Here is a 22,240-nt window from a genome sequence, read left to right on the forward strand (position 1 = left end):
AAGCCAACACCCGATTAGCCTGAAACAACCGCCGTACCTGACCACCCCAGTAGCGTTGCAACGAACAACGCACGAGGCGGATCAGCCAACACAGAGCGAACTTACTTATGCCGACTGACACCCACACGTTTCACCTTTCACCCCAGGGCAAACTGCGCTGGGCCATCGCCAGCCTGTTCCTGCTGCCGCAGCTGGCATTGGCCGCCGGTATCACCGTGGTCGAAGGGCCTGGCGGTATACCGCAATTGCAAAACCAGCAAGGCGTGCCCATCGTCAATATCGTCGCGCCGAATGCGGGCGGCCTGTCCCATAACCAGTTCCTGGACTACAACGTCGACCGCCAGGGCGTGGTGTTGAACAACGCCCTGCAGGCCGGCCAGTCGCAACTCGCCGGGCAACTGGCGGCGAACCCGCAGTTCCAGGGCCAGGCGGCGAGCGTGATCCTCAACGAAGTGATCAGCCGCAACGCCTCGACCTTAAACGGCGCCCAAGAGATTTTCGGTAAGGCGGCCGATTATGTGTTGGCCAACCCCAACGGTATTTCGGTAAATGGCGGCAGTTTCATCAACACGCCGAACGCCAACCTGGTAGTGGGCCGCCCCGAGCTTAACGACGGCAAGCTGCAAGCCTTGAACACCCGCGACGCGAACGGTCAATTGACGGTGCACGGCCAGGGTCTGCAAAACCGCGAGGGCTCGATCAACCTGATTGCGCCGCGCATCGACAGCGACGGGCGCTTGAGTGCCCGCGATCAACTGAATCTCACCGCAGGCCGCAACCAGGTCGACTTCGCCAGCGGGCAAGTGCGCCAGGTCGACCCGGCCAGCAAGTCCCAGGACCAGCGTATCGACGCCAGCCTGTTCGGTGCCATGCAGGCCGGGCGCATCAACATCATCAGCACCGCCGAAGGGGCCGGCGTGCGCGTAGGCGCCGTGCAAGTGGAAGGTCGCGACGGCGTCAACGTCAGCTCGGCCGGCGACCTCGACATCAGCGGCCAGGTCCACGCCAACAGCCTGGACGCCACCCGCGCCGGTGTGCAAAGCCAGCACGGCGATGTGGATCTGCACAGCGCCAAGGACTTGCACCTGGCCGCCACCGACGTCAGCGGGCGCAACGTGAAGCTCGACGCCGGTCGCAACCTGACCCTCAGCAGCCTGGAAAGCCGCAAGCTCCAGGAAAAACGTGAGCAGTGGAACAACAGCAACTTCCTGTTCACCTATGAAACCTACGACCGCACCACCACTGACAAAGACTCGCGCCAGCACGGTAACAAGGTGGTTGCGCAGCAGGATGCCACGCTGTCTTCCGGCGCCAAGGCCGAGATCAACGCCAGCCAGGTCGAAGCGGGCAATGCCTTGCGCGTGAACAGCGGCGCCGACCTGCAGGTAAACGCCGCCACCGAAACCCATGAAACCCGCGATCAAGGCAACCATCGCAAACATCTGTGGAAAGCCAACTGGGACAAGTCCAGCAGTGAACAACGCAGCATCACCAGCAGCCTCAAGGCCGGCAAAACCCTGGAGCTGACCAGCCAGCAGAAACTGCAATTGCAGGGCGCCGAACTGAAAACACCGGGCGATATTCAATTGACCGGCCGCCAAGTGGAGATCACCAGCGCCAGCCGCACCCAGGTTAGCCGCGACAACGCCTACTCCGGCGACCTCACCGGCGGCAGCTTCTTTGGCAAAACCGGCGATGGCGACAAGGGCAAAACCCTGAACACCGGCAGCAAGGTTAACGCCGACGGCAAACTGATCGTCAAAGCCGACGACGTGCGCATCAGCGGCAGCCAGGCGCGCGGCGGCAAGCAGGCCAGCGTGATCAGCGACAAAGGCTCGCTGGTGATCGACGGCGTAAAAGACACATCACACGACAATAGCTACAGCAACGACAGCAAGTTCTTTGGCATCTCCAAGGATGAAAGCCGCAAGAACCTCAAGGACAGCACCGTCGTGGCCAGCGACCTGCGCTCGGACAGCAACCTCAAGCTGCAAAGCGCCAAGGACATTCAAGTCAGTGGCTCGCAGGTGTCGGCTGCGGGTGTATTGCAGGCAGACGCCAAGGGCGATATCAAGATCGCTTCGGCTGACAACACCACACACGACACCACCACCACTCACACCCGTGGTTTCGATGGTTATGCCAAGGAAACCGCCGCTGGCACCCGCCAGTATCGCGCGGGTGTGAGCTTTGAGGACCAGCAGCAAACCAGCAACACCGACACCACCAAACAGCAAGCTTCCAGCCTCAGCGGCGCCAGCGTGGCGGTCACGGCCGGTGGCAATCTGAGCATCAAAGGTTCCGACGTCCAAGCCACCCAGGGCGATGCAACCTTGAGCGGCAAAAACGTCGAGTTGCTCGCGACCGAAAACAGCACACGCAACACCACTGACAAGACCACCACCGGCGGTGGCGTGTACTACACCGGCGGCCTGGACAAGGCCGGCAACGGCGCACAGTTCAGCCATCAAAGCAGCCACGACAGCAGCAGCAAAACCACCGCGCAAACCAGCAACGTCGCAGCGGCCGGCAAACTGACCCTCAACGCCGGCAACACCCTCACCAGCCAGGGCGCGCAGGTCAAGGCAGGCTCCGAATTGCAGGTCAACGCCGGCACCGTCGATAACCAGGCGGCGCATAACAGCCGGACCAGCAGCCACAAAGAGAACGGCTGGACCGCCGATGTCGGCGCCAATGTCGAATACAAAGGCATCACCCGGCCGATCGAAAAAGCCGTCGAAGGTGTGGCCCAGGCCAAATTCCACCAGCCCGGTTTGCTCGATGCTTTCGAGCAGCCGAATGTCGGGCTGGACGTGGAAGTCGGTCACACCAACAAGACCCGCACCCAGCAGGACAGCACGGCGGTAGTCAGCCAGTTCAGTGGCGCCAAGGTGCAAGTCAATGTTGCCGGGAAGTTGCAGGATGAAGGCACTCAGTACCGTGCCACCGGTGGTGGGCTGAAGATCGATGCCGGCGAGTATATCGCCAGCGCCGCCGCCAACACCCACAGCAGCAGCGAACAAAGCGTGGACGCCAAGGCCGGCGTGCGGGTCTATACCACCACCGGTGAAGACGTGAACGTGCGCGGCAGCGGCGCAGGTGGCAGCAGCGATGTGCGCGAAGCCAGCAGCACGGCGGTGGTTGGCAGCTACGCGGGCACTCAAGGCGTGAACATCACGGCCAAGGGCGATGCGCGTTACGCGGGCAGCCAGTTCAACGGTGACCAGGCGGGCGTCAATCTCAAGGCGGGCGGCGCGTTGGCGCTTGATCAGGCCAACGACACGCAAAGCACATCCAGCAACAGCCTGCGCGGCACTGGTTCATTGACCGTGGGCACTGCGCCAGGCGCCAACGGTACCAACGTCAACCTCGGCGCCGGTGTGCAACTGGACAACAAGCAGCTGGCTACCCAGGACAGCCAGGCGCGAGTGGCGACGCTTCAAGGCAGCGGGCCGATTCAGCTCAGCAGCGGCGCCGACATGACCCTGCAAGGCACGCAGATCGACAGCAGCGGTGATATCAGCGTCAACGCTGGCGGCAAGCTGGACCTGCAAGCGGCCACCAGCACGCATGTCAGTAATGGCAGCAGCCTCGGCGGCGGCCTGAACATCGGCGCCGGCAAAACCAGCAGCGCCGACAGCAGCGGCAAGACCGGCAGCCTGAGCGCCAACTTCAACATCGGCAAGGTGGCGGAAAACGATCAGAGCGTGGTGGTCGGGCAGTTGCACAGCAAGGGTAACGTGAGCCTCACCAGCGCCGACGATCTCCATCTGCAAGGTACGCAGATCGCCGCCAAGACGGTCAGCCTCGATGCGCAAAACGGCGGCATCGTGCAAGAGTCGGCGCAATCCACCCAGGCCCACAACAGCTGGGGCATCACCCTGGGCGCGGGTGGCAGCGGCGGTAAAACCACCTTGGCCGACGCCGGTGAACATGACGTACCCAAGACCCAACTCGGCATCAATGCACGCGCCAAAGTCGATGTGGACCACGTGCAAGGTACCACCCAGCACGACAGCCTGATCAAGGCCGATAGCGTGGCGATCAACAGTGCCGGTGATACCCGTCTGGCGGGTGCGCGGATTGAAGCGAATCAGGTCAGCGGTAAAGTCGGCGGCGATCTTGTGGTCGAGAGCCGCCAAGACCAGGTCAGCAGCACCCAGGTCAACGTCGACGCCAAGCTTGATGTCGAAAAAAACCAACCCGGCGTGGTCAACAAACTCGCCAAGACCACCGGGCCGCTCAAGGACAAGGTGCAAGCCAAGGCTGAAGGCGCGTTCGACAAGCATCGGGAGAAGTTGGAAAACGCCGTCGACAAGGGCACCGAGCACCTCGCCTCGGCCAAGGACAGCGTGGTCAACGCCAAGGAGCGCCTGGGCGAAAAGCTCAGCCGCAGTGGCAGCTACGAGGTCAACCCTGAACCCCGTGGCGCCATCGGCACCCGCGTGGACCAGGCCAAGACCTATCTCGCGGACAAGAAAGATGCACTGGGCACGCGCCTGTCCAGCTTCAAGGACAAAGTCTGGCCAAAAAACAGCGACAGCTACACCGTCAGCGGCAAGGACACCGCCGGCAGCAAGGTGGCCGATACCGCGCAAAACGTACTGTTCGGTGATAAGAGCGGCAACACCAGCTACACGCCGACACTGAACCTGGACGTCAGCCATGTGGTGAAAGACAGCGTGACTGAGGCCTCGGGCATTCGTGGTGCTCAGGGCGTAAACCTTGCGGTGGCGGGCGACACGCTGCTGACCGGCGCGCGGATCAGTGCCGAAAGCGGCAAAGTCGAGCTGGGCGGCTCCAAGGTGACGGCAACCACGTTGGCGGGCAGCGACTATCGCGCCGATGTCGGGCTGAATCTGTCGAAATCGCCGGTCAACCTGGCGCTGGGCGCTAAGGACGAACTGACCCAGAAACAGGACGACGCCACACGTAAGGACCAGGCTTTCAACCTTGGGCCGCTGCGGGTTGGCGGGCACAGTGATAGCCAGGAATTACAGGCGGGGATTGATCAAAAAGGCAGCTAAGTAGCAATGCTTGGGTGGCAGCGGCCAGGCTCGCTGCCACCCAGGCAAACATTTCTAAATGTTTCTTCATAAAGCCAAACCGTCATTAAACAGCAACATATCAGGAATTAAATCGTCACGTCTTAGACAGGTGGGCCTACCCACTTACCCCTTCCCTTGAGGTGTTGTCGTGATGTTGCCGACTAAAAAAAGTCTGTCTGTTTTGTTGAGCGCCCTGTGCCTGAGCGGCATGGCCCACGCCACCGACGTTACCGGTGCCGGCTCCAGCTTCGTCTACCCGGTGCTGTCCAAGTGGTCGCAGGACTACAGCAAGAATTCCAGCAACCGCATCAACTATCAGTCGATCGGCTCCGGCGGCGGCATCGCCCAGATCAAGGCAGCCACCGTGGACTTCGGCGCCTCTGACGCGCCACTGTCGGCCGACGATCTCAAAGCCGGCGGCCTGGGTCAGTTTCCCAGCGTGATCGGCGGCATCGTGCCGGTGATGAACGTCGAAGGCGTGGCCGCAGGCCAGTTGAAACTCGACGGCGACACCCTGGCAAAAATCTTCCTCGGTGACATCAAGGCCTGGAACGACCCGGCCATCGCCGCACTCAACCCTGGCGTGAAGCTGCCAAGCGCGAACATCACTGTGGTGCACCGCTCCGACGGCTCCGGCACCTCGTATAACTTCACCAACTACCTGGCCAAAGTCAGCGACAGCTGGAAAACCAAGATTGGTTTCGGCACCACCGTGCCGTGGCCGGTCGGTGTGGGCGGCAAGGGCAACGAAGGCGTTTCGGCCTACGTGAAGCAGATCAAGAACTCGATCGGCTTTGTGGAATACGCCTACGCCCTGCAGAACAAAATGACCTTTGCCTCACTGAAGAACGCGTCCGGCAAGTTCGTCGAGCCTAACGCCAAGGCGTTCCAGGCCGCTGCCGACACCGCCGACTGGGCCAGTGCCAAAGACTTCAACCTGATCATGACCAACGCCCCAGGTGAAGGCGCATGGCCGATCACGGCCACCACCTGGATCATCATGTACAAGCAGCCCAAGAATGCCGAGCAAAGCCAGGCGGCGTTCAGCTTCTTCAAGTGGTCGCTGGAAAAAGGCCAGGAACAGGCTGCAGCCCTGGACTACGTCGCATTGCCGGGCTCCCTGGTGTCGCGAATCGAAGATTACTGGAAGTCTGACTTCGCCCACTGATTCGCCCTACAAACGCCTTCCTCGATAACTGAGGAAGGCGCTGAGCACCTCTGATATGAACGACACGGTCCACACCCTGGTTATGACTACTCACGCGAGCGACACCGGGGGCGACCGCCGCGCCGCCCGCGATCAACGCCACGACCTGTGGTTCAAACGCTCGATGTTCGGCGCCGCCATGCTGGTACTGGCGCTGCTGGGCGCTATTGCCGCCTCGACCCTGTGGGGCGGCGGGCTGGCGTTCAAGACCTTTGGTTTCGGTTTCATCACCAGCACCGAGTGGGATGCCGTCAATAACCACTTTGGTGCCGTGGTGCCGATCTACGGCACCTTGGTCACCTCCTTTCTCGCCTTGCTGATAGCCGTCCCGGTGAGTTTCGGCATCGCGATTTTTCTGACTGAAGTTGCGCCACCCTGGCTGAAAATGCCGGTGGCCTCGGCGATTGAGTTGCTGGCCGGTATCCCGTCGATCATCTATGGCATGTGGGGCCTGTTCGTGTTCGGGCCATTTATGGCCGAACACCTGTCGCCGTTGATCAATGATTACCTGGGCGCCCTGCCCTTTGTGGGCTCGTTGTTCCAGGGGCCGCCACTGGGGATCGGCATGCTCACCGCCGGGATTGTGCTGGCGGTGATGATCATGCCGTTTATCACCTCGGTGATGCATGAGGTGTTTCGCAGCGTGCCCACACAGTTGAAAGAATCCGCCTACGCCTTGGGCAGCACGACGTGGGAAGTGGTGTGGGACATTGTTCTGCCTTACACCCGTTCGGCGGTGGTCGGCGGTATTTTTCTCGGCCTCGGCCGCGCCCTCGGCGAGACCATGGCGGTGACCTTCGTATTGGGTAACGCGCAACAGTTTTCCGCCTCGTTGCTGATGCCCAGCAGTTCCATCGCCTCGGTGATCGCCAACGAGTTCAGCGAGGCCTACACCGACCTGCATCGCTCTGCGCTGATCGCCTTGGGCTTCCTGCTGTTTATCGTGACCTTCGTCGTGCTCGCGCTGGCGCGGCTGCTGCTGATGCGCTTGTCGCGCAAGGAAGGGCTATGAACGCCAACGAACGCCTGTACCGCAAACGCGCCATTAAAAATGGCGTGGCCATGCTCCTCAGTTGCGGCGCCACCGCCTTTGGCTTGCTGTGGCTGACGTGGATTCTGCTGACCACCATCATCAACGGCTTCCAGGCCCTGAACCTGCGTCTGTTTACCCAGATGACCCCACCGCCCGGCACCGAAGGCGGCCTGGCCAATGCGTTTTATGGCAGCGCGTTGATGTCGGCTATCGCGCTGGTGATCGGTACGCCCATCGGGCTGATGGCCGGCATCTGGCTGGCAGAATTCGCACGCCACTCGCGCCTGGGGACTACGGTGCGTTTCATCAATGACATCCTGCTGTCGGCGCCGTCGATTGTGCTGGGTTTGTTCATCTACACCGGGGTAATCCTGCCGCTGAACCTGCTGACCAATCATCAGGTCGGCTTCTCTGCCATCGCCGGTGCGCTGGCGCTGGCGCTGCTGGTGATTCCGGTGGTGGTGCGCACCACCGATGAAATGCTCCAGCTGCAACCGTCCACCATGCGTGAGGCGGCCCTGGCACTCGGCGTGCCGCAGTGGAAACTGACGCTGCAAATCGTGCTGAGGGCGGCCAAGGCCGGCGTGGTCACCGGCATCCTGCTCGCCCTGGCGCGCATCACCGGCGAAACCGCGCCGCTGCTGTTCACCGCTTTCGGCAATCAATTCTGGAGCAGCAACCTGCTCAAGCCGATTGCCAGCGTGCCCGTGGTTATTTTCCAGTACGCCATGAGCCCGTTCGACGACTGGCATGCACTCGCCTGGGCCGGTGCACTGGTGCTGACGTTGTTCGTGCTGGTACTCAGCCTGGCATCCCGCCTGATTCTTTTACGCAATAGGTCTCACTGATGGACGCCACCGGCATTGCTTGCGACAAAACCAAAATCCAGGTGCGTGGGTTGGAGTTCTTCTACAACAACCAACGCTCGCTCAAATCCATCAACATGGATATCCCGGAAAAACGCATCACCGCCATCATCGGCCCCTCCGGCTGCGGCAAGTCCACCATGCTGCGGGTGTTCAACCGCATCTACTCGATGTACCCCAAGCAGGAGGCGCGCGGCGAAGTGCTGCTCAACGGCGAAAACATCCTCGCCCCCGGCTACTCGATGAACCGCCTGCGCAGCCACGTGGGCATGGTGTTCCAGAAGCCGGTGCCGTTTCCGATGTCGATCTACGACAACATCGCCTACGCGGTGCGCCACCACGAAAAACTCTCACGCCGCGAAATGAACGACCGCGTCGAACAGGCCCTGCGTGGCGGCGCGCTGTGGGATGAGGTCAAAGACAAACTCAACCAGAGCGCCCAAAGCCTCTCCGGTGGCCAGCAGCAACGCTTGTGCATCGCCCGCACCATCGCGCTGCGCCCGCAAGTGTTGCTGCTGGACGAACCGACCTCCGCCCTCGACCCGATTTCCACCGGGCGTATCGAGCAGTTGATTACGGAGCTGAAGGCGCAGTACACGGTGATCATCGTGACCCACAACATGCAGCAGGCCGCGCGGGTGTCGGACAGCACTGCGTTTATGTTCATGGGCGAATTGATTGAGCATGGCAAGACCGATCAGATCTTTACCACACCGAAGATGAAGCAGACCGAGGATTACATTACCGGGCGGTTTGGCTGAAAACCGCCAATGAGCCGCCTCTTTGCAGGCGGCTTTCTACGCCCTCCCAATGGCGCAACGCGACAGGATTTACGCCCGGTAAATGTCCACATGGGGGCGGCCATCGCTGCGAATAACCCCGCGATACATGCCTTCGGTATTAAACGGCAGGGTGACATTTCGTTGATGGTCCACAGCTATCAAGCCGCCATAGCCGCCGAACTGCAGCACCGAGTCATGGATAACCGCATGGGCTGCATCGGCCAGGCTCGCGTGGCCATACTTCATACGCGCTGCCACATCATAAGCGGCCATGGCCTTCATGAACGCTTCACCCATGCCGGTTGCCGACACGGCCACCTGGGTATCGGCATAGGTACCCTGGCCGATGATGGGACTGTCACCGACCCGTCCATAACGTTTGTTGGTCAGGCCGCCCGTAGAGGTCGCGGCAGCCAGGTTGCCGGCGCCGTCGCACGCCACCGCGCCAACCGTACCGAACTTGGTTTCGCTCGGTGCCTTGAGCTCGGTATGGTCCAGTATCGCCTGGGTCGTCTCACGCACCGCCAACAGTTGTTCCCAGCGCAACGGGGTGTGAAAATAGGCAGCGTCGGCGGTGTCGAGGCCCTGGTCGCGTACGAACGCTTCGGCGCCGGCGCCGCACAGCAGCACGTGCCCGGTTTGCTCCATCACCCGTCGTGCGGCCAACACCGGGTTGCGCACCTGGGAAATCCCGGCAATGGCCCCGGCGCGCCGGGTCTGGCCGTCCATCACGGCGGCATCCATTTCATGCAGGCCTTCGTGGGTAAACACCGACCCACACCCGGCATTGAAAAGTGGGCAATCCTCCAGCACCAGGGTGGCGGCGACCACGGCGTCGAGGCTGCTGCCGCCCTGCTGCAACACGGCGTGCCCGGCCAACAAAGCCTGCTCAAGGGCCGCTCGATGCTGCTGCTCTTGCTCAGGCGCCATCGTTCCGCGTTTCAGCGTGCCAGCGCCACCATGGATGGCAAGTACAAACTCAGTCATTTCAATTCCAGCCCATAAAAAATGTATGAAGGAGAGGCGCGCAAACAGGGATCAATAAGGGAAGGGCGGTTGCTGACGGGTCATTTTTTCCAGCAAGGCCACCAGTGGTGCGATGACCCGCCGAGGGTCGCCGAGGACCAGTTGGCGATCGCCGCAATCGATGACGCCCGCAATATGGGGGGATTTGCCACGTCGGGCTTTTTCTTCCTGCATCAGGCGGAAGGGAATATTGCGCATGAACAGGAACCCCTGGCGTTTGGCATCGACATCCAGCGCCTGCAGATGGGTATGCAGGCGGGTGCCGTTATTTTCCCTGGCATTGGCCTCAAGGAAGAAACAACGCCCATCCGCCATCCCGAAGTCGATGCCGATTTCACCGCGATAACCGGCACGGTGGTAATGCGCAACCAACTGCTGGCACCCGGCAACGCCCTCCTCCACAGCCTGCAGGTCGGCCACGCTGGCATTGCCCCAGTGCAAGGCTTCACAGTTGTTATGAATGGCTGACAGGTTGAGGATCTGCCGGGTCACCAAGCGTGGCCGTACAACCTCTGCAACCTCGAAGGTGACGTTGTAGTACGCCACATTGGCGCGATGAAAATCGATGTATTCCTGGACCTGGTATTCCTCGCCGATCATCGCCTGTCCGACGTCTGAGGCCATGAACTGCTGCAAGGCCGCAACGTCCGGTAGACGGTAGAAGCGCCGGCGCTGGTCTTCGAACCGAGTACGATCCGTCGCGGGCTTGATGATGTAGCCAACCTGGGGATCCAGCCGGCGTTCGATGTCGACGAACTGTTGCTCAGGTTCGCAGCAATGCGTTTGCAAAAGCCCCAACCCCAGCTCGTTGCAGGTGTCCACGAATCGATTCTTGTTGCCCACCCATTCACGAATTTCCACTGATCAATTCCTTTTTTTCAATTGAGTCCGAACCTGATGTCGGTCCTGCTTACCACCCGCTTGCCCTTCAACACCGGTTTTAGCGACGGGCCAGGAGGGTGGCGGATGCAGGCCCGTCCATTTCAGTCAATGCATTGCGCAACACCACCATCGCCATCAGGCAGGCGACCAACGCCACCAGCGCATTACCCAGCAACTGCCCCAGCAAGGCGCCCGAACTGCCCAGGGTGTGCGCGCCATACCAGACAAACGGCACCGTCCCGAGGCTGGCGCGAAGCCAGCCAAAGACCGTGACGTAAAGGGCGCGGCCGGTGGTAATGAAGACCGAGGTGGCGATGAACTGCAGACCAATCACTGTCCACAGCACCCCACCAAACCGGCAGAAGGCCTGCAGAATCAACAGGCCTTCGCCTTCCACATGAAAAAGCCTCTCCATCAGGCCTGCCGACACGGCCAGCAACAGCGAAATACCCGCGCCATATCCCAGCACCAGCCAGTACGTCAGGCGGATGGCCTGGGCCGCTCGCGCTTTGTTCAGCGCACCCAGGTTCTGCGCCAGCACGGGACTCAGGGCGCCGGGCAACACAAAAAACACGCAGAACGCGAATTGAATGACCCGATCAACCACCGCAATGCCCGCCAACGCCTGTGAACCGAATTGCGCCACCGTCGCCATCAAGTACGCCATGCCCACCGGCGTCGCCAAGTTGCCAAAAACAGAGGGGACCGCGATGCGGCAGATATGCCCGATATCCGCCCACAGTTGCACGGGTTCGAGCCGCGACGTCAGGCGCGCCACCCGATGTACGTAGTACCCGCCTACGCTCGCGGTGATGGTGCAGGACAGCACGTAGGCATAGCCGGCACCGTCCAGCCCCAGGTCGAACAGGAAGATCAGCACCGGGTCAGCCACCGCCACGGCCGCGGTGGCCGCCAGCATGATCCACATGGCCTGTCGGCTGAGGCCGGCGGTGCGCAGCAGTTGCGCGCACATTTGCCCCACCGCCATCAGCACAGTCGCCGGCAGGGTAATCCACAAATACGATCGAGCCGCCGCAAACGCATTGCCGTCGGCCCCCAGCAGGTGCACGGCGGCGTCGAGGAACAGCAACTGGATAGCGGCCCCCACCACGGCCACAACAACCGCCAGCAATAACCCGGTGCTCGCCAGTTGGCGTGCTCGTTGCGGCTTGCCGGCGCCCAAGCGCTTGGACACCACCGTACCTGCCGCCACCGCCACGCCCAGGACCATGGAGGTGATGAAAAACATCAGCGTCTTGGCCACCGCAATCGCCGCCAGCAACGCATCGTCACGCAGCATTGCGATATAGACAACTGTCAGGATGTCGACCAAAAAGATCGACAACAGGCTGGTGGCACTGGTGCATGTCATGATCACCATATGCCGAAGCAACGAGCCCTCGGTGAACACTGCCTTGTTACTCGTCATTGCTGCTTCCTGTCGGGCTGGCCGCTGTCATTATTGTTGTCAGTTGAAGACCGGCGCATACAGCAGGCCGCCCTGGTTCCACAGTTTATTCAGGCCACGGGGCATTTGCAGGTCGGACTCCTCACCGAAGTTGCGAGCAAAAATCTCTGCGTAATTGCCCACCTTGGCGATCACGTGCGCGGCCCAGTCGCTGCGCAAGCCCAAGAGTGCACCGAGGTCGCCTTCCAGCCCCAGCAGTCGGCGGGCTTCCCAGGGCAGCTCGGCGCCCGACACCGGAGCGTGAAGCAGGCGAGCTACCGCTTCGGCATCCAGGCCATATTCCTCGGCGGCAACCAGCGCGAAATGCACCCAGCGGACCACCCTGGCCCATTGCGTATCCCCTTCACGCACCGCCGACGAGAGCGGCTCCCTGGCCACGACGTCGGGCAAAATCACGTGCTGCTCCGGCGCGCCCAGCCGCATCCGTTCGGCGTGCAGGCCGCAGACGCCACTGGTGAAAACATCGCAGCGACCTTCGAGGTAGGCCATCAAGGCCTCGTCGTCGTCGTGTACATACAGCTTCTCGAACGCCAGGCCATGGCGGGTGAAGTACTCGATAATGTTCTGCCCGCTGGTGGTGTGATTGTCGCCTGCGTCACCCCGCACAATGCACAGCGTACAGCCGTCCAGATCCTGCAGCGATTGCGCCTGCCGCTCAAGCCGGACCATGGCACCTTGGGTTTCATAAAACACCGTCGCGGCAAACTCGATGCCCAGGCTGCATTCACGGGTCATCGTCCAACTGGCGTTCCTGACCAGCACGTCGACTTCGCCCGTGGCCAATGCATGAAACCGTACCCCGGCGTCCAATGGGACGAATTGCACACGGCTGGGGTCCCCAAAGATCGCGGCGGCGATGGCGTGGCCGTAGTCGACGTTAAAACCGCTCCAGCGGCTGGGGCTTTCGGGCAACGCGAAACCGGCCAGGTGCACGTTGACACCGCAAATCAAAAAGCCCCGCTCACGAATAGCCGTCAGCGTGGGCGATACGGGCGGATACGCAATGCGCGCAGAAGTGGCAGCGGTCATGGATAACGTCTCTCCTTGTACGTTCGGTTTCATCCGTTTGCTCGAGACGGTCGGGAACCGTAGACGGATGGCGACTGTAGCGACACACCTGACAATAGTGTCGCGTGCCTGTCAAAGTCGTTTTTTAAATACCCCTCGAACTGTGCCGGCGACAGATAGCCGGCATTGAGGTACTCGGCGGCGAGAAAGGCCTGCCAATCATCGGTTGCACACACATTGGCGAGTAACTGCGCGCCTTCCCTGACATCACGCGGCAGGCAATCTGCCGCAGCCAAAACCCCATAGGTCGAGCGGTAGCACAGATCGACACCTTGGGCGGCGGCGCTGGGAACCTCGACGGCACCGACACCGGCAGGCGTGGCCCCCGTGTAGGTGCGCGCGTGCTCAGAGAACAGGCACAGCGGCCTCACCCGCCCCGCCCGCCAGTTTTCGATTTCTTCGCCGGCCGAATTCACATGGGCTTCGATGCGCCGATCCACCAACTGTACCGAGGCGGCACCACTGCCTTGATAGGGGACGTATTGAAGGTCCAAATGCAACGAGGCTTGCAGCAGCCTCCAGAGCAGGTGGTCCTGGGTATTGGAACCATCACCGCCCACCATCGGCGCAGTGGGTGCGTTGCCCATCGCTTCGACCCACTGGCCCAGCGACGCGTTTGGGCTCTGGCTGTTGACCCATAACAACGAATCTTCGGTGGCCAGGCCGGCGACAGCCGCCAGCTGCTGCCAACCAGGCTGGCGCTTGATCATCATGCCGGCATAGCTGCGGTCCCCCACCAGCAACAGGCTCAGGCTGTCGGGCAACGCCGCGCGCAGGCTGTCGGTGAGTGTACCCACCGCACTGACGGGCCGATGGGTGACCTGGATCGGCTGGTCGGTCAGGCGCTGCTGCCGGGCGATACGTGCAATGGCTTGCGCCATGCGGTCGAGCAAGCGACCGCGCTGCGCCGGTACGATCAACTGAATCATGCTTGCGCGCTGGCCGGTTGGGTTTGCGCCTCCCGTGCCACTTCCGTCGCATAATCGATGTCGACTTTGCGCCGCCATTGCCGCGAAGCATCCTCAAAGCACAGCACGGCGAAGTCCGCGAGGCTCATGCCACGCTGACGCAGCATGCACGTCAGGAAGCTGTCGCAGGCCAGGCCCGGTTTGGAGTTGGCCTCCAGAAAGTACACGCCTTGCGCCGACACAATAAAGTCAAAACGGCAGGCGGTATCAAACCCTACATCATCGAACAGCACCCGGCTTATATCCCCCAGTAACCGGGTGCGCGGATCGTCCTCAGCGATAAAATGGATGCGATACCCAGGTTCCGTCCATTTTTCCGTAAAGCCCAGAAACGCTTTGGGGGTCAGCACTTGGGCCACCGGCAGTACAACCGTCTGGCCATCGATGCGCACGCAGCCGACGGTGTACTCCTCGCCGAGGATGCGCTCCTGCACCAGGTACTCTTGGGCATACCCCTGGGCCTGGCGCAGGTAGGCCTGCAACGCAGGCACCGTCACACGGCCAAGCACGCTGGTGTGTACCGAGCCCCCCAGGTCGTTGGGTTTGACAATGCACTCGATGCCACTGAAATCGGTCACGATGCGCGTCAGTTGCGAAAGGCTCGAATCGGCGCTGAACCGTGCGGTGCGAATGGGTTTCAAGCCATCGACCAGATGCTCGGCAACCAGTGACTGGGCCCACTTGTGACGGCTGATGGCTGCCGGGTAAACGCTGCCCAGGTTGGACAACACGCCCAGTACTTTGAAAAAACCCTGATAGACCCCGTCTTCCCCGTCAGTGCCTTGCAGCAAGGAAAACACGTAATGCTGGTTCGACGTTACGCTGTCGACAAACTCGGCCACCGACATCGGTTGCGCCTGCGCCAACTGCTGCGCAGTCACCGCCCGTGACAGGTCGCCACCGGCGCCGACCGCGATGTGCCGCATGCCGCCGCCGCGCTCGATGTAGTAGATATGTTCGACTTGAACCAAACCCGCCGTATCCGCGCCGATGTCATCGGCCATGGCTTTGAGCATCAGCAGCGAAGCATCGTGGGCCGTGCAGGCGCCGCCGGCCAAGAGCGAAATCCGAAGCGTCATAACAAAATCTCCTTACCTTGTCTGGATGGGTCTGGATGGGTCTGGATGAGCAAGCATGGTCTGAACTACGCCAGGGCCACTTCACGCAACTCGCGATAGAAAGCGTCAGGTGATTGCACCTCAACCAGGCGCTGCCCCTTGATCCAAAAAAAGCGCGTCGCCACCCGGTCGATGAACTCGCGGTCATGGGAGGCGAACACACAGGTCGCCTGGTGATGCACCAGCTCTTGCTCGAGCGCTTCCTGGCCCTGGATATCGACGTGGTTGGTCGGTTCATCGAGCAGGTAGAAATTCGGTTGCTCAAGGCGCAGTACCAGCAGCAGCAGGCGCACCCGTTGCCCCGCACTCAGCTGCGCGATCGGCCGGTTATGCAGGCCCAGCTCGAAGCCGGTGGACACCAGCAGGGAGGTGGTGCGGTTTTCATGCAGGCGAAAACGCTCGCTGATAAATTGCAAGGGCGTAGCGCCCCCCTCCAGTACTTGCATGCCGTGGTCGACGTAGCCGCAGGAGATCGACGGCGGAATGCGGATGCCACGTTGCGCGCCAGCATCGCGGTCCAGCAGCGCAGCGTGGATCGCTTGGATCAGCCGCGTCTTCCCCGCGCCATTACGCCCCAGGATGACCACACGCTCACCCTGCCAGATGCGCAGCTCATCGATACCGAGCAACACTTGGCCGTCGGGCGTACGCAATTTGAACTGTTGGAACTCCAGCACCACCTTGGCATGGGTGCCACTGTTGCTCAGTTGAATCTCCCGCGGCTGTTCACGCACGGCGCGGGGCAGTGCGTCGGCCAGCGCTTCGATTTTTTTATCCAGCTGGGCGGAGCGCTTGAGCGCCGTGTCACTGTGTTTATTCACGCCGATCTGGCGCAGTTGGTGGGCACTTTTGCGTAAGCGGTCCAGCTGCTTGGTATCGCGCTCACGGCGGTTTTCTTCGGCGCGGTCCTCCGCCTCCAGCAACTCGACAGCCCTGGTATACGGATGGTTGATGAAGCGCGAACGCAAGGGCCGCACGAACAGCGTCGAGTCCGTCACGTTGTCGAGGAAACGGCGATCGTGGCTGACGATGATCATCGGGGTATCGCCGGCGGTATCCCGCATCCAGCGTTCGAGAACCAGCACTTTTTCAAGGTCGAGAAAGTTGGTGGGTTCGTCCAGCAGGGCAATGTCCGGGTTGCCCAGCCAGGCCCTGGCGATCAGCGCAAAACGCTGCCAGCCGGCACTCAGGTCGGCCAACTGGTACTGGCGAAGGCGTGCCGGTACATTGAGCACGTCGAGAATATAGTCGACCTCCCATTCGCGCGCGGCCAGTTCGCTGGGCGGCAACGCCTGTGCCACACATTGCTGGAAGGTGGTGGCCAGCAGCGCGCCGGGCACATGTTGGTCGATATGCGCGATTCGCAGCCCGCGCTGGGTCGACACATGGCCCTGGGAGGGTTCCAATTCGCCGATAATGCATTTGATCAGGGTGGATTTGCCCGCCCCGTTAATGCCCACCACCCCGACTTTTTCCTGGTTGGAGATACGCAGATTCACGTCGCTCACCAGCGGTTGTGTGTAGCCCAGCTCGACATCCTGTAATACAAGTTTGCTCATTTGGCCCTTCTTATCAGTCCGTTCGCCCACTGTCGCAAGCGATGCCGTCGTGGCTTCAGCGCTTGTGGTACATCAATACACAGAGCCTCGAGGTCTTGCCCACGGCATCCGGCGAGATATGCGGAATGCCTTTGTCTCGCACCACGACCCCCTCCTCGTTAATCATCCCGTCGTAGATCATTACGTCGCCGCTTTCAGTGCGCAGCAGCACTTCATCGTCGAATTCGTCTTGCAGCCGTTGCAAGGTGATCGGGCGCAGGTGCCATAACGCCTGCATTGAACGTTTAGGCAGGAAGACGGCACCACCGATGCTGTCCCAACCGGTTTCCAGCAACGAGACAATGGCAGTCTGGCGGCGAGCGTAATACTCATCGGCGTGCAGGGTCGGGGTCAGAGTGAAGAGCACGGACTGCGGATCTTTTGAGATCACAATTGACAGCTGCTCGGTGAACAACTCAGAGCCGGCGGCCTGCGCGCTCTCGAACGCGCGCAGCAGCGTCGTAATAAAGGCGCGGCCAAACTCGCCGCTCTGTTCCAGCACCTGCTGACGGCTTTTCCACCAGGCCAGGTCGCCTACGGTGCTGTGTTTTTCTTCGTAGCGACGCAGTTCAAGGGTCAGGTGCACATTGCCCTGTGGCGTGTGTTCAACACCGCTGGCGCGCTGAACGGCCTGCATGATCCTGGTCGGGTCGGTTTCGCTGGTGTCAGCGCCAACCCATTTCCACGGCCAGGCCTCGGACGGCGGCATCGCCTCCAACAGCCGAATCGGCCAGTCAGCAGTATCGAAAGCCGCTGATAAAGCGTTGGAGGCAAACCCGCCGCGCCACACCAGCAAGGCACGGTGAATGCCATCGCGCGTGGCTACGTCGTCGTTGGCGAGCAACTGCTTCAAATTCGCCGAGGCGTCCAGGTAGTGTTCACAGCCCGGAAACTGATAATCGCGTTTAAACATGAAAAGCCCCTGCCGATGGAAGAAGATCCGCGCGGTTCAACGTCGGTGCCGCATCTCGCACCAGTGCCTGGACCAGGCAATGCACACCGCCGTCATCGTCGGCATACTCACTGATGTCAACCGGCACCGTGCGCACCCCCAGGCCCGAGAGGTATTGATTGACGAAGGCGTTTCGCGCATGGGTGACGACTCTGCCGTCACCCAGGTTGAGGGTATTGCACGCCATGGTGCGACATTCACCCAGCGGCACCGTATGCAGGTGGTAGCCCAGCGCCCTGAGCCAGGCCAGGTCGGCCGGGTGCAGCGCATCGGTGGCGCACAGCAGGTCGTGCGAGCCAATCACGCCCACAAGAATGTCCAGGTGCCGAAAGGTCGTGGGGTATTCGACGACGCGCGCGCTCCAGCCCTCGGCTTCAAACCAGTGCGCAACCTGCTCGGCAGCCTCTCGAGTGGTGCGCACGCCGTTGACGCCGATCAGCACCAGCCCTGGCCGTATGAGCATCACGTCGCCGCCTTCCAGCGAGCCGACACTCACCTGCTGCCAGATGGGGGTCTCGCTGGCCTTGGCGTAGCGCAGCATCGCGTCCTGTTCGGCCTTGCGTGGCGTGAAGCCCATGCGGGTGACGAGCAGGCCCCAGGGAGTAATGACGCAACTGTCACGTGTGTAGCACTGGTACGGCAGCTGCGGGTCGGACTCAATGAAACGGCAGACCACGCCCTCATCCGTTAACGCTTGCACCAGGCACAGATGCTGTTGACTGGCCAATTGCGGCGCCGCAAATACCTGCTTACCCGGCGCGGGCATGTGCAGGGCAGGCACACACAGCAGGACCTCACGCACGGCGGCGTACTCGCTGTTGGCAAACGCCTTTTTTGTGTCGTTCATAGGGTTCATCCTTGTGGGTCAGCGGCGCGACAGCAGGTCGAGGGCCGGCAGCGTCCAACGGCGGCTTTTGCGACACCAGGACGCGACGACACTTTGCGGGCCGCTGAAGTACTTTTCGCAGTGCTCGGCATCGCGATACGGCGGCCATTGCATCAGTACCCCGTGGGCCGAACGCAACGCGTGAAAAGGCAGGCCCGGCATCAAATGGTGAGCCAGGTGCCAACCGTTGTTGTGGGGATGAATAAACCGCGAGGCCAGATTGCCGGGGTGGTTACGCGTAAAGCTGACGACTGTGCCGGGTACCAGGCCGACGTGATCGGAAATAATCACGAAGCTGATGATCGGGTGGTACACCCCTATTCTCGCCGTCACCCATAAGGCCATAAACAACCCCAGCCCTTGCACGCCCCAGGCAGTCGTAACGCCCGCCAAGGCCAGCGCCCACCACGTGGCGGTGGTCAACCGCTCGCCTGGCGTCATGCGGGCAAGCATGCCAAAGCAGGCTGTGAACAAATTGCTGCGACCCAGCAACTGCGTACGGTAAGTAGCCCACCAACCCTGGGCAATCAGGGCCTCGTCGTGCAGGTAATCGGTGTCCTTTTGCGGGTCGCCCAGGTGTTGGTGATGCTGCAAGTGCAGGGTGCGATAACGCGACAGGGAAATCAGCATCGGCGGGCACAACAGCCACTTGGCGATGCGGTCGTTGGCTTTACCGCTGTTGCAGAGCAAGCGGTGCGACGCATCGTGAATCAATACCACCAGCGCGCGCTGTCGATTGCCGATCAGCAATAACGCCGGCAACAGCGCCAGCCAGCCCAGGTTGAACGTCACCAGCATGGCGGCGCCGATCAACAGGTAATCCAGCGCGATTGCCCAGGCGGTGGCCAAGGCTCGGCGCTGCTGAAGGTCTTTGAGCCGGGCCGCATAGCCATGGCTTCTGGCATGACGCCATAGGGCGCCACTGGAGGTCACATCGTCCGAAGCTGAATTGTCCATAAGTACACACGTCCCGGTGGCGCATACTGCCTGCGCGGTTTCTTATAAGTTGTGATTGCGGCGAAACAGGTTCTGCGGGTCGTAAAGACCTTTGAGGCGCTTGAGCTTTTGGTGGTGATCGCCGTACAGGCTGCTCACCTGGTCATCCTTGTCCAGCGGGCTGTAATTGACGTAACTGCCACAACGGCCATGGGGGTCCAGTTCGCTGGCCACCCCGCGTACCCAGCCCACGTGCGCTGGGTCGTCCGCAGGCGTGGGCCAGCGGGTCGATATCAGTACGCCAAAGTTCATCTGCCGGTGGCCGAAGGCAGACTCCTCGCAAGGCATTTCACGGAAAGCACCGTGCAGATGTTCAAGGGTGATAGTGCAACGGGCCGCGCGCGGTGCCTGCTCGTAGTGGGTGATTAACAGGGCAATGTCCGCTGCGGTCAGTTGGGTCAGGTACTTGGCCTTCCAGTAACCGCGCATGGGCGGGAGAAAGTTTGCATCGAAGCTGCTTTGCCAGTCGGCAAAGTCCCAGCGGCGGATGTTGTCGGGCTCACAGCCGGCGGCTACCACGGCCAACTCACGCAAACCGTCCGGGCATGCTTCAAAGCCGCAGAAATCAATCGAGAGGTAGGGCTCACCGTCGGCATCGCGCAAGAAAGCCGGCGCGATGGTCAACTGCGGCGGGCAGCGCTGCAGCATGAATTCAACCAGCTTGGCCAGCACGTCGGGCACCCTGGACCACTGCACCCGGTACGCACCGCAACACACGTCGGGCAATCGATTCAGACGGTAGGTGTAAGACAGCACGACACCAAAATTGCCACCGCCGCCGCGCAGCGCCCATAACAAGTCTTTGTGCGCGCCCTCCCCGGCACGCACAACACTGCCATCGGCGAGCATGACATCGGCACCGACCAGGTTGTCGCACGTCAACCCATAGGCGCCCACCAGCCAGCCAATACCGCCGCCGAGGGTAAGGCCACCCAGGCCGGTCTGGCTCACGGTGCCGGTGGGCACCACCCAGCCATGCGGGCACAGGGCCTCATCCAGCGCTTTGAGGGTGGCGCCCGGCTGCACATGAACAACGCCATTGGCGGGGTCCAACTGCACCTGCTGGAACGGCGAAAAATCAATCACGATGCCCTGATGGCTGGTGCCCAGGCCGCCGATATGATGACCACCGCCGCGAATCGCCAGCTCCACACCCTGCGCCATGGCAAAGCTGAGCACTTGGCGCAGGCAAGCATGATCCAGCGTGCGCACCAGTGCGGCCGGGTACATATCGTGAAAACGGTTGTAGATCTGTCGCGCTTCGTCGTAATGCGCATCCTGGAGCGTGATGACTTCACAGGGCAACGTGCGCACAAACCGCTCGATCGCCTCCGCGCCTGGCACTGCCTTGGCTTGAGCAACACTCATCGCTGGGCCTCGCGCGCATGGTTAAGGACATTGCTGACCGCGTGCTCGACCATACGCTCCCAGGTTTGCGGGGTTTTGGCGGCGGTGTGCGGGGTGATGATGAACTTGTCATCCGGCAATGCCAGCAAGCCCCAGGGGTCGTCGGCCGGATGCGGCAGAGGCTCGGCGTAGTAACCGTCAAATGCCGCAGCGGCCAATGCACCGGTGTCCAGGGCCAGCTTGAGCGCGTGCGGATCGACCAGCCGCGGACCTGCGGTATTGATCAGCACAGCGGACGCTGGCAACAGCGCAAGACGCGCCGCGTTGATGATGTTTTCGGTCTGGGCGTTGGTCGGCAACGCGAGGACAACCACCTCACTGCGACGCAGCAGGTCATCGAGTGCCATGTAGCTTAAGTTGTGTGCCTGCTCGGCCTCGGGCTTGCGGGTTGTCGAGTGGTAAGCGACCTGCGCGCCAAAGGTGTCACTGAGCATGGCCGCAACGCGCCGACCAATATTGCCCAGGCCAATCACCCCGACTCGCGCCCCCGCCAGCTCGCGGGATACCAATGGCGAAGCCTGCGACTGCTTGACCTCACGGTTTTGTACGCAGATGGCACGGTACACGCACAACAACAGGCCTACGGTCAGCTCAGCGACAGCAGGCGCCATTACTGGCGGTGTGTGCAGGGTCTTGACGCCATGGGTGTGCGCCAACGCTTCGTCGACAAAGGCACCAATCCCCGTGCCGACGAACGATATCAACTCAAGCTTTTTCGCCAGGCCAAACTCGTGCGCGCCAAAGCGCTCCGAACCACCCAGCAGGTGCACCGACGTATCCGCCAGCTCATCGAGTACCTGCGAGTGGGGCGCATCTCCCGGCAGATGACGGATGTCGTAGCCTGCCGTGCGCAGCGAGGCAAAATGATGAGGCGCGTAACCGTCACCGGTGACTAGAAGTTTTTTCATGTTCATCCCTGACTGTGAATGACCGGC

The 22,240-nt window shown here is 61.5% G+C and carries 17 protein-coding genes; 5 read left to right on the plus strand and 12 right to left on the minus strand.

The window, feature by feature from the left end; all coding sequences use genetic code 11:
- Positions 1–107 precede the first annotated feature (107 nt).
- The 5 genes from K0H48_RS00835 to pstB all read left to right on the plus strand — a co-directional run bounded on the left by K0H48_RS00835 (position 108) and on the right by pstB (position 8,915).
- Entirely contained in the window at positions 108–5,027 is a 4,920-nt protein-coding gene (locus K0H48_RS00835; protein WP_219265847.1) for a hemagglutinin repeat-containing protein, read from the plus strand.
- A 172-nt stretch (positions 5,028–5,199) separates the two neighbouring features.
- Positions 5,200–6,216, plus strand: a complete 1,017-nt coding sequence (gene pstS, locus K0H48_RS00840) for a phosphate ABC transporter substrate-binding protein PstS (protein WP_200433028.1) — start codon at positions 5,200–5,202, stop codon at positions 6,214–6,216.
- 55 nt (positions 6,217–6,271) lie between these two features.
- On the plus strand, positions 6,272–7,267 hold the full coding sequence (pstC, locus tag K0H48_RS00845) for a phosphate ABC transporter permease subunit PstC (RefSeq protein ID WP_017139135.1): 996 nt from the start codon (positions 6,272–6,274) through the stop codon (positions 7,265–7,267).
- Complete coding sequence (pstA, locus tag K0H48_RS00850) at positions 7,264–8,136, plus strand: phosphate ABC transporter permease PstA (protein WP_219265850.1); 873 nt, start codon at positions 7,264–7,266, stop codon at positions 8,134–8,136. Before pstC ends, pstA begins: the two co-directional genes overlap by 4 nt.
- The gene (gene pstB, locus K0H48_RS00855; protein ID WP_219265852.1) at positions 8,136–8,915 is read left to right on the plus strand and encodes a phosphate ABC transporter ATP-binding protein PstB; all 780 of its coding nucleotides are present in this window, start codon (positions 8,136–8,138) and stop codon (positions 8,913–8,915) included. The genes pstA and pstB overlap by 1 nt, the downstream gene beginning before the upstream one ends.
- A gap of 69 nt (positions 8,916–8,984) precedes the next feature.
- Here the strand turns inward: pstB and K0H48_RS00860 are convergent, their stop codons facing one another.
- From K0H48_RS00860 to K0H48_RS00915, 12 genes are all read right to left on the minus strand, one after another.
- Positions 8,985–9,923 carry an isoaspartyl peptidase/L-asparaginase family protein gene (locus K0H48_RS00860; protein ID WP_219265853.1) on the minus strand — a complete coding sequence of 313 codons (939 nt, stop codon included), beginning with the start codon at positions 9,921–9,923 and terminating at the stop codon, positions 8,985–8,987.
- Between the two features lie 51 nt (positions 9,924–9,974).
- Complete coding sequence (locus K0H48_RS00865; RefSeq protein ID WP_219265855.1) at positions 9,975–10,823, minus strand: hypothetical protein; 849 nt, start codon at positions 10,821–10,823, stop codon at positions 9,975–9,977.
- Positions 10,824–10,902: 79 nt separating this feature from the next.
- Positions 10,903–12,273 carry an MATE family efflux transporter gene (locus K0H48_RS00870; RefSeq protein ID WP_219265856.1) on the minus strand — a complete coding sequence of 457 codons (1,371 nt, stop codon included), beginning with the start codon at positions 12,271–12,273 and terminating at the stop codon, positions 10,903–10,905.
- A gap of 39 nt (positions 12,274–12,312) precedes the next feature.
- Positions 12,313–13,341, minus strand: coding sequence for an amino acid ABC transporter substrate-binding protein (locus tag K0H48_RS00875; RefSeq protein ID WP_219265864.1), 1,029 nt, complete (start codon positions 13,339–13,341; stop codon positions 12,313–12,315).
- A 29-nt stretch (positions 13,342–13,370) separates the two neighbouring features.
- Positions 13,371–14,309, minus strand: coding sequence for a tripartite tricarboxylate transporter substrate-binding protein (locus K0H48_RS00880; RefSeq protein ID WP_219265866.1), 939 nt, complete (start codon positions 14,307–14,309; stop codon positions 13,371–13,373).
- Positions 14,306–15,427 carry a hypothetical protein gene (locus K0H48_RS00885; RefSeq protein ID WP_219265868.1) on the minus strand — a complete coding sequence of 374 codons (1,122 nt, stop codon included), beginning with the start codon at positions 15,425–15,427 and terminating at the stop codon, positions 14,306–14,308. Before K0H48_RS00885 ends, K0H48_RS00880 begins: the two co-directional genes overlap by 4 nt.
- 65 nt (positions 15,428–15,492) lie before the next feature.
- Positions 15,493–17,025: an ATP-binding cassette domain-containing protein gene (locus tag K0H48_RS00890; RefSeq protein WP_219265870.1), complete on the minus strand. Its 1,533-nt coding sequence runs from the start codon at positions 17,023–17,025 to the stop codon at positions 15,493–15,495.
- Between the two features lie 55 nt (positions 17,026–17,080).
- On the minus strand, positions 17,081–17,977 hold the full coding sequence (locus tag K0H48_RS00895; protein ID WP_219265871.1) for a hypothetical protein: 897 nt from the start codon (positions 17,975–17,977) through the stop codon (positions 17,081–17,083).
- A complete protein-coding gene (locus tag K0H48_RS00900) occupies positions 17,970–18,863 on the minus strand; it encodes a dimethylarginine dimethylaminohydrolase family protein (protein ID WP_219265873.1) in 894 nt (297 codons plus the stop codon). Before K0H48_RS00900 ends, K0H48_RS00895 begins: the two co-directional genes overlap by 8 nt.
- Positions 18,864–18,881: 18 nt before the next feature.
- Positions 18,882–19,859, minus strand: a complete 978-nt coding sequence (locus K0H48_RS00905; protein ID WP_219265880.1) for a fatty acid desaturase — start codon at positions 19,857–19,859, stop codon at positions 18,882–18,884.
- 42 nt (positions 19,860–19,901) lie between these two features.
- The gene (locus K0H48_RS00910; protein ID WP_219265903.1) at positions 19,902–21,266 is read right to left on the minus strand and encodes an FAD-binding oxidoreductase; all 1,365 of its coding nucleotides are present in this window, start codon (positions 21,264–21,266) and stop codon (positions 19,902–19,904) included.
- Complete coding sequence (locus tag K0H48_RS00915; RefSeq protein WP_219265905.1) at positions 21,263–22,213, minus strand: D-isomer specific 2-hydroxyacid dehydrogenase family protein; 951 nt, start codon at positions 22,211–22,213, stop codon at positions 21,263–21,265. Before K0H48_RS00915 ends, K0H48_RS00910 begins: the two co-directional genes overlap by 4 nt.
- Between the last annotated feature and the right edge of the window lie 27 nt (positions 22,214–22,240).

The organism is Pseudomonas sp. Xaverov 259 (genome assembly GCF_019352915.1).
Lineage (GTDB): Bacteria > Pseudomonadota > Gammaproteobacteria > Pseudomonadales > Pseudomonadaceae > Aquipseudomonas.

Bases quoted from the DNA above. Each gene is read 5' to 3' on its own strand.
- K0H48_RS00835 (WP_219265847.1), top strand. From the start codon at position 108: ATGCCGACTGACACCCACACGTTTCACCTTTCACCCCAGGGCAAACTG.
- pstS (WP_200433028.1), top strand. From the start codon at position 5,200: ATGTTGCCGACTAAAAAAAGTCTGTCTGTTTTGTTGAGCGCCCTGTGC.
- pstC (WP_017139135.1), top strand. From the start codon at position 6,272: ATGAACGACACGGTCCACACCCTGGTTATGACTACTCACGCGAGCGAC.
- K0H48_RS00905 (WP_219265880.1), bottom strand. From the start codon at position 19,859: ATGGACAATTCAGCTTCGGACGATGTGACCTCCAGTGGCGCCCTATGG.
- K0H48_RS00910 (WP_219265903.1), bottom strand. From the start codon at position 21,266: ATGAGTGTTGCTCAAGCCAAGGCAGTGCCAGGCGCGGAGGCGATCGAG.
- pstA (WP_219265850.1), top strand. From the start codon at position 7,264: ATGAACGCCAACGAACGCCTGTACCGCAAACGCGCCATTAAAAATGGC.
- pstB (WP_219265852.1), top strand. From the start codon at position 8,136: ATGGACGCCACCGGCATTGCTTGCGACAAAACCAAAATCCAGGTGCGT.
- K0H48_RS00890 (WP_219265870.1), bottom strand. From the start codon at position 17,025: ATGAGCAAACTTGTATTACAGGATGTCGAGCTGGGCTACACACAACCG.
- K0H48_RS00915 (WP_219265905.1), bottom strand. From the start codon at position 22,213: ATGAAAAAACTTCTAGTCACCGGTGACGGTTACGCGCCTCATCATTTT.
- K0H48_RS00885 (WP_219265868.1), bottom strand. From the start codon at position 15,427: ATGACGCTTCGGATTTCGCTCTTGGCCGGCGGCGCCTGCACGGCCCAC.
- K0H48_RS00880 (WP_219265866.1), bottom strand. From the start codon at position 14,309: ATGATTCAGTTGATCGTACCGGCGCAGCGCGGTCGCTTGCTCGACCGC.
- K0H48_RS00860 (WP_219265853.1), bottom strand. From the start codon at position 9,923: ATGACTGAGTTTGTACTTGCCATCCATGGTGGCGCTGGCACGCTGAAA.
- K0H48_RS00900 (WP_219265873.1), bottom strand. From the start codon at position 18,863: ATGAACGACACAAAAAAGGCGTTTGCCAACAGCGAGTACGCCGCCGTG.
- K0H48_RS00875 (WP_219265864.1), bottom strand. From the start codon at position 13,341: ATGACCGCTGCCACTTCTGCGCGCATTGCGTATCCGCCCGTATCGCCC.
- K0H48_RS00870 (WP_219265856.1), bottom strand. From the start codon at position 12,273: ATGACGAGTAACAAGGCAGTGTTCACCGAGGGCTCGTTGCTTCGGCAT.
- K0H48_RS00895 (WP_219265871.1), bottom strand. From the start codon at position 17,977: ATGTTTAAACGCGATTATCAGTTTCCGGGCTGTGAACACTACCTGGAC.